Raw genomic sequence first — 14239 nt, forward strand, 5'->3', positions numbered from 1 at the left:
TCATGGCGCTCCCGCTCGAGGGTGTCCGGGTGATCGACTTCACCCGGGTGCTGGCCGGCCCGCACTGCACCAAGCATCTGCTCGACCTGGGCGCCGAGGTGATCAAAATCGAACCGCCCCGCGGCGACATCAGCCGCCTGGCGTTTCCGCGCCGGGACGAGATCAGCGGCTACTACGCCCAACAGAACGCGGGCAAACGCAACTTGAGCATCGACCTCAACGTGCCCGAGGCGCGCGACGCGGTGCTGCAGCTGTGTGATACGGCCGACATCATCGTCGAAAACTTCCGCCCGGGCGCGCTGGCGTCATTCGGCCTGGACTATCAGTCGGTGGCGGCGCGCAACCCCGCGGTCGTCTACGCCTCGATCAGCGGATACGGGCAGACGGGGCCGTGGCGAACTCGCATGGCGTACGCGCCCACCGTGCAGGCCGAGGTCGGGTTCACCCAGAACACGTTGCGGCAGTTCGGGGTTGACGGTGCCGATCGCCGGTCGGACTCGTTGTCACACGGCGACATCTACGCGGGCCTGCATGCCGCCATCGCGGTCTTGGCGGCCTTGCAGCATCGGCGGGTCACCGGCGAAGGTCGATACGTGGACGTGGCGATGGCGGCGGTACTGACGTCGCTCAACGAGCGTGTGCACTATGACCTTTCGGACGTCGACCTCGGCGAGGAGACGCCGATCCTGGGCGCCACCGACTGCGTATTCTTCACCAGTCCCGAAGGCCACCAGTTCGTTTCGCCGATGAGCCTGGTGGGGAGCATGAGTTTCCCGTTCTACCTGCACGCGATGCGGCGTGCCGATCTCGCCGACGACCCGCGGTTCCGCACACCGGAGCTACGCCGCCAGAACCTGGAGGCACTGCACGCGATCGTGCAGACCTGGATCTATACCTTCGATTCCATGGACTCGCTGGACGCGCAGTTCGACGAGGCCAAGATCGCCACCGGTCAACTGCGCGACATGGCCGAGTTCAGCGAAACCGATTGGGCCAAGGGCTGGGGCGTCACCCGCGAAGTGTCCGACCGGCACGGCGGCAGCATCACCATCCCCGCACCGCCCTGGCATTTCAGCGACCACGACGACACCCTGACCACCCAGCTGCCCGCCCGCCAGGGCGAGCACAACGAAGAGATCCTCAAAGAGATCGGGCTGACCGCAGACCAGATCGAGGCTCTGGTGAAATCCGGGGCGCTGATCGAACCTGCGCGGTCGGCCGCCGTTTGAGCCGGCCGCCCACGGGTACGCCGCGGCGGTGAGCCTTCGCAGCCGGCTATCTCGGACGCTCAGACCCGGCCGAGTGGTCCAGGGCCCGATGCGACGCGTTGACACGGCGGGATTGGGCGGGATTTCGTGGCTGCCGTTTAGCCGGCCACATCGGGGGAAGCCCCTGTAAGCGAACGAATTGATCGACGTGGCAGGCGATTTGTCTGCGCAGTTCGCAATTGAGACCCGAGCTGATCAATCCGATTCGCGCTCAGACGAGCGCAAGCGCAACGAACCAGAGGGAGGATCGAGCCATGGGCGATCACAACAGCGGCCCGGAAGAAGGAATCAAGGGAGTTGTCGAGGGCGTCAAGGGAAAGGCCAAGGAGGTCGGCGGATCGCTGATGGGCCGTGACGACGTCGTCGAGGAGGGCAAGGCCCAGCAGGACAAGGCCGATGCTCAGCGCGAGGCCGCCAAGAAGGAAGCCCAAGCCGATGCCGCCCGTGGCGGCGCCAAGGCTGCCGAGGAGCGTCAGAAGGAGCACCAGTAGTTCCCAGTCTCGGATGGGGCCGGTCCACTGTTGTGCCGGCCACATTCAGCGCGCAGGGCAACGTTCGGTCACGAATCGCGTGTCGGCGTTTCAACGCGCGGCACCTGGCTATACCTGGCAGGGACCGCGGACGTCGCGCCCGCGGCAGGGGCAGGGGCAGTGAGGTAGTCAAGGATGGGCCTGGGCGATCGCGTGTCGACCATTCTCGCGTTTCTGCGGGTCGGTTACCCGACCTGCGTACCGGCCGCGGGCTACTTCCCGCTGCTGGCCCTGTTGCCGCGCCGCGTTTCCGACGACGAAGTCGCCGAGATCGTCAGCGAGCTCGCGACACGCGGACGTCCGGTCGACAACGCCGATATCGGCGTGGAGATCACCCGGAGCATCCATGAGATGCCGTCGCTGGAAGACATCGAACGGGTCCGGCAACGGCTCATTGCGATTGGCGGCCCGGACACACCGATCCGAGATAAGTGAGCAGGGTCGGGTCGAAATTAGCTATGCATCAACATTATTCGTACGGCGAGTTGCGCTGACTTGAGGGTGCGGGCCAAGTGCGCGGCGTTTCGCGCCGCCGCGGCGGTCGGCGAGGTCACCGCTTCGGGGATTTCGTCGAGATCGACGTAGTCGGTCGATTCCATCGCCGCGCCGTTCCAGTAGGTGCAGCCCCGGGCGGGAATGCAGGGTTCTACCCGCTGGCTATGGCGCCAAACGGCCACTCACGCGCGATCGAGGTCGACCACCAGCGGCCGATGGTCGGAGATCGGCATCGGGTCGGCCTCGGTGTCTCCGCTGCGCAAGTTGCGGTCATCGGTCAGGATGTGGTCGAGCTGGCGATCGGGGACCACAGCGGGAAACGTGTCGGCCACCGCCAGCGCCCGCATGCCCGACCAGCGGCGTACCGCCGGGGGTGTCATGTTGAGGTCGCCGATCAGCAGTCGCGGACCCGGAAATCCACGCAAATCGTGGATCAGGTGGCGCAATTGGCGCCGATTCCAGCCCGGCACGAAGGACAGATGTGTATTGGCCACCGTCAGCGGGCCCAATGGTGTGTCCAGCCGGGCAACGACCGCCGCCCTGGGTTCTTCGTCGACGATCATCACGCGGTTGGGCCCGGGCAGGTACATCGGAAACCGCATCGGAATGCGCGGCAAGCGCACCACTTGCCAACTACCCACCGGGAACCGGGACAGCAGCGCGATCCCATACGCCGCGGTCCCGGGTTGTTCGTCGCCGGTGGCGGCCATCCAGGTCGCGCCGGGAGTGCCGGAGATCGCGGCCACGAAGCGATGCTCCACGGCTCCCATCGCCTCGGCCGCCAACGCGGTGAGGTCGGCGCGCGTGGAACGTGCTTGATCACAGTCGACTTCCTGCAAGGCCAGGACGTCGGGATCCAGTTGCCGGACGCAGTCACGCAGCCGCTGCGGGTCGACCCCGTTGCCCACGGTGCGCCCGTGCAGGATGTTGAAGGTCGCTACGCGCATACGTTTTCGATACCCACTGTTTTGCTACTGGGCTCCGGGGACCTTTTCGCGTGCTGCCACCGATCGGCCGTCGCCGGTGTCGAACACCTCGATGACGGCGTCGCGGTCCTGGTATCGGCCCAGCGATGTCAGGCCCGGTGTCCGCGCGATGATGGCATGCGCCGCATCGCCGGTGAGCGGATAGTCGGCCACCGGGTGGCGCCAATGTGCGGCAACAACATTCGCGCCGGTGGGCAACCGAACGCATTCGGTGTCCAGCACCGCGGCCAGCGTTTGGGCCTCGAGGTAGTAGGCGATTTCACTGAGCACGAGCAGATCGAAGGGTCCGGGCGGCCACGCCGCATCGAGAGAAGACCGGGCCAGCGTCACCCGGTCTCGGCATCCGGCTTGCCGGAGCCGCGTGTCCGCGCTGCGCACGGCCGCGTCAGCGACGTCCACCGCGGTCACGTGATCACAGCGCAGTGCCAGCTGTGCGGTCAGGGTGCCGATCGAACAGCCGGGCTCGAAGGCATGCCGATAATGGCGATCGGGCAACATGGCCAGTGTGATTGCGTATTTGCGCTGCTCGTACCATCGCGTCGACAGCTGCCACGGATCGTCGGTGGCGGCATACATCTGGTCGAAATACCCGTCGGGTAGGCGCGCACTCAGCGGAACATCACCTCTCCCACTGCCATCAGCCGAGGCAGCACGTACGTCGGTAGCACGGGCGGTGAGCCGGCGTTGGATTCGAATTGGCTGCGAAAGCATTGCGCGGCCAGGCGTTTACGGGCAACCGCCCAGTCCGGCGCGGCTACTGCACGGGCGCGGTCCCAAGGCACCGCCGCATCGTTGGGAATTGCCCAGTGCCACATCCAGACTGGATACTCCAGCAGTACGGCGCCGGTGCGGGTGCAGGCCGTAGCCGCGGCACGCCCGACTGCCTCGTGGTCGGGATGCCCGTCACCTCGCCAGGTGGCGGCGCACCACGGGCGCACCGGGGCGGCGTCGAGGAACTCGACGAGCAAATCGGTGAGCTTGTCCTCGTGGTCAGCGAGCTGACCGTCCGGCAGGCCCAGCGACACGGGCGAGGAAACCCCTAAAATTCCTGTTGCTCTGCGTAGTTCGTGTTGCCGGGTGGCCTCCATGCGCATCCGGTCCAGCGGGGTCGAACCGGGGTGGGCCGCCCCGCCGTCGCTGACGGACACGACCTGCACGCCGACCTCCGAGGCGACGAGTTGGGCGATCGTGGCTCCCAGGCCCAGCGTTTCGTCGTCGGGGTGAGGCGCGACGACGACCAGACCGGGGCAGTCGCGGAGATCCAGCGGCGGCAGCGGTCCTCGGTCGAGGGCGGCCAGCCATACCGGTGCCGGTGTACCGCTGTGCGTCAGCGGCTTGGCCGCAAGTCTGGCGCAGTTGCCAGCCGGGAGCGTCTGCACGTCGCCCTCAGCGCCGCTGACCCGCGAGCCCCCCGAGCGCGGCCAGATCCCGCTCGGCGTGGCTTTGCCGTATGTAGATGCCCAGATCGGCCACCCGCTGGGCATGCCGGCCGTCCTGACACAGGGGACCGGGCCCCAACGCACGGCCGGTGCGGGTGATCGCCTCGTCGGCGGCGTGTTCGACGATCGCCCGAACCCGGCGCGCGAGCAGTTCGGCACTGTCGGACCGGTCGAACGGGTCGGCATCGACGTGGGCTGCCGCGCTGGTCAGCATCGCGTCGCCGGCGGCGAGCGCCGCGTCGACCGCGCCCAGATGCGCCAACGAATACGCGTCCGCTGATTCACTTGCGGCACAGCGATAGAGCGGTTCGGCAACCCTGCGCGCACCGCCGAGCCAGCATGCCGCGACGCCGATCGCGCCGTGCCAGAAGCCGGACCGGTTCAGGTAGTCACCCGGGTCGCCGACCGCGACGGCTTGGGCATTGGTGAACTGCACGGGCCGAGTGTCACTTCCGGCCATCCCGGCGTTCCACCAGGTGGACGGCAGTGCCTTCACCGCAGGGTCGACGACCGCGACCGCGAACAGGCCGCGCCGGCCGTCGTCCAGTCGGGCGGTCACCAGGGCGTGGGTGCAGAATCCGGCGCCCGAGCACCAAACCTTGGTGCCGTTCAGGGTGAACGCGCCCTTCACGTTGGTGGCCGTCACCACGGCGTCCGGTGATTCGGCCGCCCACACCCCCCACAGTTGACCGAGATCGGGTGGCTTGCCGCCTAATTCGTCGATGATCGCAACGGCGTCGACGTGGGCTTCGACAATGCGGGCCGCGACGACGTCTTCTTCGGCGAGCAGGGCCAGACGTTGCCAGCGTTCCAGCGTGCGTCCCGACGCGGGCAGCGGCAGTTCGAGCCGTCCGGAATCCAGCCAGTGTTTGATCAACCCTGCGGTCACGCGCGATCACCCACCGCCGGTGTCCCGAATTGTCTTAGATAATGCGCGAATCCGCGTGGCGCCCGGGCCCGGGTTCGTGCCGATGTGATGACCGACAAGTCGGTGTCGCGGTGAATGCGATAACCGGCGGCCTCGAATCGCTCGACCAGATCGACGTCCTCACCGGAGGTCAGCGTGCGAAAGCCGCCGACCCGCCAGTAGGCGCGCGCACTGAAACCCATGTTGGCGCCGTGGACGTGGTCGTGCTGGCCGTCCCGATTCGACTCGTAAGCCCGTGTATAGCGCGCGGCGAGGTCGGGGGAATGGTGGCGCCAGTTGACCACCCGTACCACGCCCAACACCATGTCCGCGCCGAGCTCCAGCTGATGGATCAGCCAGCCGGGGTCCACTCGGCTGTCGGCATCGGTGGTGGCGTACCAGCACTCGTCCTCGTCGCGGCACAGCGACCAGCCGTAGCCGAAACCCGCCGCCCGTGCGGCACCGACGTTGCGGGCGTCGACGCTGACGAAGTGCACATCCGGCCCGTATTCGCCCGCCAGCTTCGCGCTGTCGTCGTCGCTGGCGTCCAGCACCACTACTACCGAGACCGGAATCGGCACACACAGCGCGCTGGTCAGTACGGCCCGCAGACATGCCGGGAGACGTGCCTTTTCGTTGTGGGCGGGAACCACCACGACAGCCCGATCGTAGACGCGAAGCGGTGGCGGCGGCATACCTGGCGATTGCCCAATTCGCCCCTCTTTAAACAGATGACAAACGGGTTGCCGGCCCGGCCGGCCGGGTATGACCTAGTCACGATGGCACCCACCGAGACCTCGTCGAATTCGCCGGACTGCCGGGCGCACCTGCGCGAGGCGCTGCGTGCTGCCGCGTCGGCGCTCAAGCAGGATGGGCCCCGCTTTGCGCTGGCCGGCAGTTACGCGTTGTGGGCTTACGGCGCACCCGAACCCAGTCATGACGTCGATCTGGTGGTCGCCGAGGCCGATGTGGCGACCGCGACCGCGACGCTGCGCGCCGCCGGGTTCGCGATCGAGAATCCCCCGGAGGATTGGCTCTTCAAGGCGCGGATCGGCGAAACGTTGGTCGACGTGCTGCACCGACTCAACGGCGAACCGGTGGATTCGGCGATGCTGGAGTGCGCCGAGCTGCGCGACGTACTGGCTATCGCGATGCCGGTGCTGCCGCCCACCATGGTGCTGATCCAGAAACTGCGCGCGCTGCACGAGCATCACTGCGATTTCGCCACGCTACTGCCCGCGGTGCGGGCGATTCGCGAACGGCTCGACTGGGGCCGCATCCGGTCCCAGACCGTCGACAACGATTACGCGGTCGCTTTTTTGGTGCTGGCCGACCGGCTTGGTCTTACCGGCTGAAGGCCGGCGCGGACTCAGTGGTTACGCAGCTTGGCGACCAGTTTGTCTTTCGTAAGGCCCGAATAGCCGGACATGCCAAGCTCTTTGGCGCGCTTCTTCAGTGCCGGCACCGTCCAATCGGTGTACGAGCCGGACTTGCCCCCCTTGCGGCCGACCGAGGACTTGCCCCGTGCCGCGGCGGCGTTGGAGATTCGCGCGGACTTTTCCTCCGAATTGCCCTGTTTGCGCAGTTCGCGATACATCTTCTCGTTCTTGATCGACGGGTTCGGCACGGCTGTCACCCTCCTGTCATTGATGGGACACCTTGGCGAGAATTCCCCGCCTGACCGGGGTGAAACCGGGCCGGCGAAATCATGCCGATCGACCGGTGCACGAAGCGTCGATCGCCTGCGGTTACCTACCGAGGGGACGGGTAGTCGAAAAGGGTGACTCAGGCCGGCTCGTCCGTCGGCGCTGGCTGCCGCCATCAAGCGGCCGTTGCGCGACCGCAGGCGGGCGCGAACCCAGCTTCCGGCAAGAGCGGTCAGTCTGGGGCTCGCCCGCGCCCTGATCGGGCAATGGCTTACCGCTTCGGCCCAGAGCTGTCTGATTCCCGTCGCGGGCACGATCGCCACGGTCCTCGTTGACAACGTCCTCAAGCACACCGACAGCGCGCCGGTGCTGATTGTCGAAAGCCTGCAAGACACCGTCGTAGTGGCGGTGGAAGACGACAGCCAGGTGCCGGCCGGCCGGCTCGAGGATGAAAGTGGCAGCGAAACCCTGTCGGGCCTATCGATCGTTTCCGCACTTTGTCGCGTATGGCGCAGCACGCCGAAGTCGTCGGGGAAAACGGTCTGGGCACTCGTCGGTCGCGAAAACCAGCTCTAGCGCCGTCATCCGCATGGGTCAGGCCGTCTTGGCGAGGGTGGGTGTCCGGGATCTGTTGCCATCCTTCGCTATTCGCCGTATCAGCATGCGAGTCGCTTTTTCGAGGATCTCCTGCGCCACGTCGGGCCGACGGGCGCGCTGGGCGCGCCGGGCGGCCGTGGCGATGGTGATTTCCTGCTCGTAGGCGGCGACGACTCGCGGATCGACATACGACCCGCGTGCCACCGCGGGAGTGTTGCCGAGTTCCTCGGCGACCTCCTTCATCACCGCGGCCTCGACGCGTTTGATCACGCGTTGGGATACGGGTGGATCCGCGTCGACGAATGCCGCTGCCGCCGGCACCGTTCCGTGCCATGTCCGCAGGTCCTTCACCGTGAATTCGTCGCCGACGAGTTCCTTGAACCGGACATTGAGATCCTCGGCCCGAACCTCGGTCCATTCGGATGCGTTGCGGTACACCAGCAACCGCGCGCTGCGGTCACCGCGGCGCATCAGTGAACGCACCGCACGGACCACTCCGGCGTCCGGCACCGCCACGGTGCGTTGCACGCCGCTCTTGGCGGGGTAGTCGAATTCGACGGTGTCGCGGTGCACCGTCACGTGCTCACACAGCAGGGTGGCAATTCCGTAGGATTCGTGTTCGTCGGCGTATTGCTCACCCCCAGAGCGGAAGTAGCCACGGTCCAGCAGCCGCAGTCCCAGCGCCAGCACGCGCTCCCGCGTCGCGCACCGACGAGCGAGGTCGGCGACAATGCGGGCGCGGAAATCCGGCAACCGGGTCGACAGATCCAGGACGCGGTCGAACTTCTCCTCGGCTCGCTCCTGCTGCCAGGCGGAATGGTAGAGATACTGGCGGCGCCCGGCGACATCGGTGCCGACGGCTTGGATGTGGCCGTTGGGGTGCGGCGAGATCCACACCTTTTTCCACGCCGGCGGGATCACCAGGTCTTTGATCCGTTGCAGGGCGGCCTCGTCCGTCAGCGGGTTGCCGTCGGGTCCGTAGTAGGCGAACCCTTTGCCCCGGCGTTTGCGCGCGATCCCCGGACCGCCGAGCGTGCTTCGGCGCAACCGCATCGTCACCTCCAGACCCATTGGCTGACTGGGAATTACCCGCCCATGGCGCGGTTCACACCGGTCCACGGGAAACGCAAAACGACCCGCCACGGCGTTGTGGCGGGTCGCTATGGGCGGAATCAGCCGGCCATGAACTCGTGGTAGGCCGATTCCAGGTTCCCCGGCAGTGCCGAGACGTTGCACTGACGCTCGGTTTCGCCGATCGGCGCCAGGATGCCACGCAGGTCGGTGTACTCCTGCGGGTGCGCGGTGAAGTAGCCGCGCAGGCTGGACGCGGCCTCCCCACGCGGCTGGTTGAACGCGGCCGTCACCACCTGGTTCGCGCCCGGGTGGGCGGCGAGATACTGCTGTGCCGCGTCCTGCGTCGAGGAAACCGTGGCGTTGACGCCGGCGGGGCTGCAGTCGGGGGCCGCAACCGCCGACGGCGCGGCGACGATGCCCATGGCCATTCCCCCGAGCAGGCAGCCCGCGCTGATGCCGGCGACCCGCCGGCGCGCGACGATACTGCTGAAATTCATGATTAGCCTTGCCCTTCGATCCGAATTGATTCGCGGGGACGCCCGACTCCCCGAAGTCCAAGGTAGCTGAGGTCAACGTCGGCAACGCCGTGCCGGCGCGCGTAGCTAACCCGCGGGTTGACGCTAGTTCTCGGCTCGGTCACGCCCTGGCTGTCGGTACCCGCACGTCGTGACCTAATCGTGACCAACTCAAGCGGGTACCAGCAAAATCTCCTTATGATTTCTCTAAGGCGACAATTGGGGTGTTCTGCGTCGCCGCAAAGATGTTGATCGTTGCCAGCAGTCGCGCGCCCGGGCGGTGGCTAGCATGAGTGCCGATGGTCGAGATTCATGTGGAACGCACGATCGCCGCGCCGGTGGAGCAAGTGTTCGACTGGCTGGCCGATCCGGTCAATCTGGCCGCCTCGCCGTTGGCGCTCAAGGGTTACTGGGCCAAGGGCACGTCGGGTCCGGGCCCGGGAGCGTTGCGCGAGGTGATCGCGGTCGGCAGCTGGTTTCGCGAAGAGCTGACGGCCTACGATCGGCCCCACAGCTACACCTACTTGATCGTCAAGTCGATCCCGCCGTTCGATCACGACGGCGGCACCCTGACGTTCACGGCCGCCGGCGATGGGACGCATGTCGACTGGCTGACCAACTACACCCATCCGGCCGCGGCCGGAGGCAAGGCGCTGGAGGCGCTCACCCGCCGGCTGCTGCGCTCGAGTTTTGTCGCGATCCTGGACGCGTGCGCGAAGGCGCTGGAAAAGTAGCGCCGAATTCTGCTGTAGCGCAACCCTTTAGCGCGCGTATCAATGGTGCGTGGTGACGGAGTTGGCCAGCTGTGATCCGATCACGCCCGCCACGACGATCAGGACCAGCGCAATGGTGGGCCATACCCACATGACCCGCTTGCGCGCCGCCGCGACGATGATGCCGCAGACGGCGACGACGGCCGCGATCCCGACACCGCCCCACGTCACCGCGTAGGCCCAATCGAGCGCCGATGTGTCGCAGTTCTTGCCGGCGCACGAATCGGTCGCCATTACGAAGAAGAAGGAAAAGGTGATGGACAGGGCTCCCGCGATCGCGGCCAGCACGAACATGGCGACCGTGGCGATGCTGTCGGTCGTCGAGCGCTGTCTCTGTTGCGGGGGATCGTTAGCCGTCATGTATCAGCTATGCCCAATCCCGGGCTCAGTAATCGCGCGGCAAAGCCGCCACCATCGCCTCGAGCTGTGCCCGACTGAGCACCGCGATGCTTCCGTCGGGAAGCCCGAGAACCCGGTCGACGGCCAACCCGTGCAGCCTGCATCTGTCGGTCAGGACATCGATGGCGCGCTGCCTGCCGGGTTCGTCGGGGGCATCGATGATCTGGACGACGTTGGTGTTGAGGCGTGCGGCGAGGCCTTGGATCATGTCGGCCACCCCTTCGGCGTCGAAGGTGTCAAAGATGCCTTCGGCCACTCCGTCGCAGATCAATCGGGTCAGCAGCGGTCGCGTCAGCTCTTCGCTCACCGCGATGATGCGTCCGTACAGATGCGCGTTTTCGGGCCGTAGCAGCGAGACCATCGCGGCCAATTGCTCGGGTGTGCCGGTCCGCATCTTGACGTCGAACCCGGCCTGCAGCAGCGTGTTGAGCCGATCCAAAGCGTTGCCTTCGCAATGGGCGGAGGCCTCCTCGAGGACCGCGAGCTGGCCGCGGACGCTGCGCTCGGCCAGTGTGGTGATGAGCGCTTCCTTCGACGGAAACCAGTGGTAGAAAGCTCCTTTGGAGACTCCGGCGTCGGCGATCAGATCGTTGAGGCTGACATTGTCGTACCCGCGCGCAACGAACAGCGCCGTGGCCCGATCCAGGATCTCGGCACGGCGAATGTCGGGATGCTTAACTACCCGCGGCATCCGCTCGATCCGGCTCGGCGGGTTTGGCGATCCAGCCCACGTAGGTCAGGTACAGGCCCACCAATGCGATCGCGCCGAAGATGGCGCGCACCAACGGAATAGCGTTCTCTTGCAACGACTTACCGGCCGAGTCGTAGACGTCGGGAATCGCCAGCACAAGGATGCCCCGGATGGCGAGAAACCACCCCAGCAGCGACACCAAAACCGCTGCGACGCTTCGCCAATACTGGTGAAAGGCGATGATGACGCTGCCCCACATCAGCAGCACGGCCCCCAGCACCCACTGCCACATCGGACTGGTGCTGAATTCGTGCAGTAACACCGGCATTTGCGACGACGCGCGCACCGCGATGATGGACGGCACGATCAGAAAAAACGGGCCGAACGCGCGCGCGAACATCCGGGTACGAAACTGCGACGGATCTGGCTGGCTCATGGCTACCTCCACTCACGGATGATCCGACGGTAACCGACCAGTGGTCGGTTTACAAGACCAACAGTCGGTCAACAGGTGCGGATGTTTGCTTGCCTGTGCGGGTATTCGGGGGAGATGGACATTGCCAAGGACATCAAGGATTTCTTGATGTCCCGACGGGCCAGAATCTCGCCCGCGCAAGTCGGACTGCCGCCGGGCCGCCGCCGGCGCGTGCCCGGACTGCGGCGCGAAGAAGTCGCCCAGCTGGCCGGCGTGAGCATCGAGTACTACACCCAGGTCGAGCGGGGAAACGTGGCCGGCGTCTCCGAGGACGTCCTGCATGCGGTCGCCCGAGCCCTGCAACTCGGTGAGGCAGAGGAAACCCATCTGTTCGATCTTGTTCGCGCTGCCACCAGCAAGGGCGACCGAACCCGACCGGGGCGCGCCACGGACCAAACCGTTCCCGGCGGCGTGCGGGCATTGCTGGACAGCATGGTCACCGCGCCGGCGATCGTGATCAGCGGTCACCTCGATCTGGTGGCCGCCAATGCACTCGGGCGCGCGCTGTACGCACCGGTCTTCGCCGGCGCAAAGGCGACGCCGAACCTGGTCCGATTCATGTTTCTCGATGCCGCCGCCAAGCAGTTCTTCCCCGACTGGGCCCGCGAAGCCGACGATGTCGTCTCGCTGCTGCGGGCCGAAGCGGTACGCTCGCCCGGCTCGTCGGCCGTCACCGGCCTGGTCGACGAGCTGGCGACCCGCAGCGGCCAATTCCGCACCAGCTGGGCCGCGCAGAACGTCAAGGCACATCGGCACGGTGTCAAGCGATTTCGGCATCCCGACATCGGTGAACTGTCGCTGATCTACAACGTCTTGGATATCACCAGCGGGGGCGGCCTGTCGTTGATCGGCCATACCGCCGAACCGGGCTCGCGATCCGACCAGGCGCTGCGGCTACTCGCCGGCGGTACCGCGACCGGCCCCGACCCCGGTGCGGACACGCGACGCGACAACGCGTCGGCGTAGCGTCGCGTTCGCGCTAGTTCTGCAGCCGCTGCATCAGTTGGTCGGCGGCGTTGCGGCCGCTGACCAAGGCGCCGATGACGGTCGACGGATTCTTGGTGTCGACGGCCTCACCCGCCAGGTACAGCCGGTCGCCGATGGGTTCGCGCAGCCGCCGGCGGTCGTCGAGCCCGGAACCGGGCGCGTGGAACGAGTAGCTGCCCCGCGCGTACGGGTCGGTGCTCCAACTCGAGGTCCGGACGTCAACCGGCGCGATGTCGTCGCCGAACAGCTGGCGGGCGATCGGTAGCGCACGGGCCGTCACGTCGGCGGCCGACGACGCCTCTACCGCCCGGCCGCGGTCGCCGGCATTGAAAGCCACCACGATCGGTCCGGCGGAGTTGGACAGGGTGAACCACTGCGCCCACGCGCCCGGGTCGGTGCCCAGGAAGAGGTAAAAGGCGTTGTCCGTCTTCCACGTTCGCCGGTCGAACCGGAAGAAGCTCTTGGACAGCACACCGAATCCCAGCGCGTTCACCGCGTGCGCATGGCCGTCGGGAAGCGGCGGGTCGAAGGTGATCGAACCGGCCTTGAGTACCCCGAGGGGAACCGTGACGATCGCGGCGGGTCCTTCGAAGGATTGGTTTGCGGCGTGCACGATGACGGAGTTGTCTCGTCGAGTGATCGCGGTGACCGGCGCATTGAAGACGATCTGAAGTCCGTCGGCGAGCAGCGTCGGCAGGGCGTCGTAGCCGTTCGTGATGACGGCCTGGTCCCCGTCGGCGTAGTCGCCGGTGTCAAATGTGGTGGCGGACAACTGGTCTGCGCAGGCCGCGTATTCGTCCTCGATCTCGGTGGCGACGAAGAAGGCCAGCTGGGCGCGATCCGAACTGGAAAGCGCGGCCCGTTTGGCCGCGGCGTCGATCGCGGCGCCGAGGCTCCCGCCGGTGACACGGTCACAGGCCCGCTCGACGAACTGATGCCAGGGGTCGGCGTCGTAGTCCATCGGCGGCAGCCGGCGATCCACTGCGAGCTTCGCCCACCCGTAATAGTCGGTCGGGATGACCTCGGCGTGCGCCTTGCGGGCCAATTCCATCATCGGATCGCTGGCGGTGCCATGGATCCAGGACGCGCCCATCTCGATCGGCACGCCCCAGTCGCGGTTGGTGGCGACGCGGCCACCGACGCGGTCGCGGGCCTCGATCAGGCGCACCGGCCATCCCGCGTCGACGAGCTTGCGCGCGGCGGCCAGGCCCGCCATGCCGGCGCCGACGATCAGGACCGACTGGGTGTCGGGTTTGATCTCCGGCGGTGAAGGCGGCGACGCTGAATGTTTACCCGATGTGCAGGCAGCCACCAGCCCGCCAGTGACCGCGCTCATCGTTGCTGTGAGCACCGCCCGACGGGACATCGGGAACATGACAATCAGCCTCTCACACGGTAACCGGCACCGCGCCGGGGTTTGGTGGTTACCGGCGAATTGTGTGCTGAGATTCGGCGCG

The 14239-nt window shown here is 66.7% G+C and carries 19 protein-coding genes and 1 pseudogene; 7 read left to right on the forward strand and 13 right to left on the reverse strand.

The features are described from left to right. Positions 1-2 precede the first annotated feature (2 nt). The 3 genes from BN973_RS08900 (at position 3) to BN973_RS08910 (ending at position 2233) form a co-directional block, all read left to right on the forward strand. Entirely contained in the window at positions 3-1229 is a 1227-nt protein-coding gene (locus tag BN973_RS08900) for a CaiB/BaiF CoA transferase family protein (protein WP_036467445.1), read from the forward strand. 293 nt (positions 1230-1522) lie between these two features. After that, positions 1523-1759: a microaggregate-binding protein 1 gene (gene mbp1, locus BN973_RS08905; RefSeq protein WP_036467448.1), complete on the forward strand. Its 237-nt coding sequence runs from the start codon at positions 1523-1525 to the stop codon at positions 1757-1759. A 174-nt stretch (positions 1760-1933) separates the two neighbouring features. Then, positions 1934-2233 carry a DUF3349 domain-containing protein gene (locus tag BN973_RS08910; protein ID WP_036467451.1) on the forward strand — a complete coding sequence of 100 codons (300 nt, stop codon included), beginning with the start codon at positions 1934-1936 and terminating at the stop codon, positions 2231-2233. 17 nt (positions 2234-2250) lie between these two features. Here BN973_RS08910 and BN973_RS08915 read toward each other — a convergent pair. The 6 genes and pseudogenes from BN973_RS08915 to BN973_RS08940 all read right to left on the reverse strand — a co-directional run. After that, positions 2251-2436: pseudogene (locus BN973_RS08915) on the reverse strand (hypothetical protein); the annotation flags it as partial. A gap of 39 nt (positions 2437-2475) precedes the next feature. Next, the gene (locus BN973_RS08920) at positions 2476-3240 is read right to left on the reverse strand and encodes an endonuclease/exonuclease/phosphatase family protein (protein WP_036467456.1); all 765 of its coding nucleotides are present in this window, start codon (positions 3238-3240) and stop codon (positions 2476-2478) included. Between the two features lie 24 nt (positions 3241-3264). Next, the gene (locus BN973_RS08925; protein ID WP_232232046.1) at positions 3265-3855 is read right to left on the reverse strand and encodes an SAM-dependent methyltransferase; all 591 of its coding nucleotides are present in this window, start codon (positions 3853-3855) and stop codon (positions 3265-3267) included. A 32-nt stretch (positions 3856-3887) separates the two neighbouring features. Continuing rightward, on the reverse strand, positions 3888-4658 hold the full coding sequence (locus BN973_RS08930) for a PIG-L deacetylase family protein (RefSeq protein ID WP_036467458.1): 771 nt from the start codon (positions 4656-4658) through the stop codon (positions 3888-3890). 7 nt (positions 4659-4665) lie between these two features. Next, on the reverse strand, positions 4666-5607 hold the full coding sequence (locus BN973_RS08935) for an acyl-CoA dehydrogenase family protein (RefSeq protein ID WP_036467460.1): 942 nt from the start codon (positions 5605-5607) through the stop codon (positions 4666-4668). After that, positions 5604-6320, reverse strand: a complete 717-nt coding sequence (locus BN973_RS08940; RefSeq protein WP_036467463.1) for a glycosyltransferase family 2 protein — start codon at positions 6318-6320, stop codon at positions 5604-5606. The genes BN973_RS08935 and BN973_RS08940 overlap by 4 nt, the downstream gene beginning before the upstream one ends. 84 nt (positions 6321-6404) lie before the next feature. Between BN973_RS08940 and BN973_RS08945 the strand changes: the two genes are divergently transcribed. Next, the gene (locus BN973_RS08945; RefSeq protein ID WP_036472197.1) at positions 6405-6980 is read left to right on the forward strand and encodes a hypothetical protein; all 576 of its coding nucleotides are present in this window, start codon (positions 6405-6407) and stop codon (positions 6978-6980) included. 14 nt (positions 6981-6994) lie between these two features. Here BN973_RS08945 and BN973_RS08950 read toward each other — a convergent pair whose 3' ends face one another. Further along, positions 6995-7252 carry a DUF7218 family protein gene (locus BN973_RS08950; RefSeq protein WP_036467466.1) on the reverse strand — a complete coding sequence of 86 codons (258 nt, stop codon included), beginning with the start codon at positions 7250-7252 and terminating at the stop codon, positions 6995-6997. Positions 7253-7457: 205 nt separating this feature from the next. Here BN973_RS08950 and BN973_RS08955 point away from each other — a divergent pair, with 205 nt between their 5' ends. Then, positions 7458-7847, forward strand: a complete 390-nt coding sequence (locus BN973_RS08955; RefSeq protein ID WP_051641183.1) for an ATP-binding protein — start codon at positions 7458-7460, stop codon at positions 7845-7847. 18 nt (positions 7848-7865) lie between these two features. On the opposite strand, the gene BN973_RS08960 is transcribed toward BN973_RS08955, so the two are convergent. Together BN973_RS08960 and BN973_RS08965 are read right to left on the reverse strand one after the other, a co-directional pair. Further along, positions 7866-8921: a DNA topoisomerase IB gene (locus BN973_RS08960; RefSeq protein ID WP_036472198.1), complete on the reverse strand. Its 1056-nt coding sequence runs from the start codon at positions 8919-8921 to the stop codon at positions 7866-7868. Positions 8922-9040: 119 nt separating this feature from the next. Continuing rightward, complete coding sequence (locus BN973_RS08965) at positions 9041-9439, reverse strand: heme-binding protein (RefSeq protein ID WP_036467469.1); 399 nt, start codon at positions 9437-9439, stop codon at positions 9041-9043. A gap of 317 nt (positions 9440-9756) precedes the next feature. Here BN973_RS08965 and BN973_RS08970 point away from each other — a divergent pair, with 317 nt between their 5' ends. Next, the gene (locus tag BN973_RS08970; protein ID WP_036472199.1) at positions 9757-10191 is read left to right on the forward strand and encodes an SRPBCC family protein; all 435 of its coding nucleotides are present in this window, start codon (positions 9757-9759) and stop codon (positions 10189-10191) included. A gap of 39 nt (positions 10192-10230) precedes the next feature. Here the strand turns inward: BN973_RS08970 and BN973_RS08975 are convergent, their stop codons facing one another. From BN973_RS08975 to BN973_RS08985, 3 genes are read right to left on the reverse strand one after another with little or no spacing between them, the layout of a single operon-like run. Next, on the reverse strand, positions 10231-10590 hold the full coding sequence (locus tag BN973_RS08975; protein ID WP_036467472.1) for a hypothetical protein: 360 nt from the start codon (positions 10588-10590) through the stop codon (positions 10231-10233). Positions 10591-10615: 25 nt separating this feature from the next. Continuing rightward, positions 10616-11320 carry a TetR/AcrR family transcriptional regulator gene (locus tag BN973_RS08980; RefSeq protein ID WP_036467475.1) on the reverse strand — a complete coding sequence of 235 codons (705 nt, stop codon included), beginning with the start codon at positions 11318-11320 and terminating at the stop codon, positions 10616-10618. Next, positions 11304-11756 (reverse strand): hypothetical protein, encoded by a 453-nt coding sequence (locus tag BN973_RS08985; RefSeq protein WP_036467477.1) that lies wholly within the window; start codon positions 11754-11756, stop codon positions 11304-11306. The genes BN973_RS08980 and BN973_RS08985 overlap by 17 nt, the downstream gene beginning before the upstream one ends. A 114-nt stretch (positions 11757-11870) precedes the next feature. Here BN973_RS08985 and BN973_RS08990 point away from each other — a divergent pair, with 114 nt between their 5' ends. Next, entirely contained in the window at positions 11871-12761 is an 891-nt protein-coding gene (locus BN973_RS08990) for a helix-turn-helix transcriptional regulator (RefSeq protein WP_036467480.1), read from the forward strand. A gap of 13 nt (positions 12762-12774) precedes the next feature. Here BN973_RS08990 and BN973_RS08995 read toward each other — a convergent pair whose 3' ends face one another. After that, positions 12775-14118 (reverse strand): flavin monoamine oxidase family protein, encoded by a 1344-nt coding sequence (locus BN973_RS08995; protein WP_232232047.1) that lies wholly within the window; start codon positions 14116-14118, stop codon positions 12775-12777. Positions 14119-14239 lie beyond the last annotated feature (121 nt).

Source organism: Mycobacterium triplex (assembly GCF_000689255.1).
GTDB lineage: Bacteria > Actinomycetota > Actinomycetes > Mycobacteriales > Mycobacteriaceae > Mycobacterium > Mycobacterium triplex.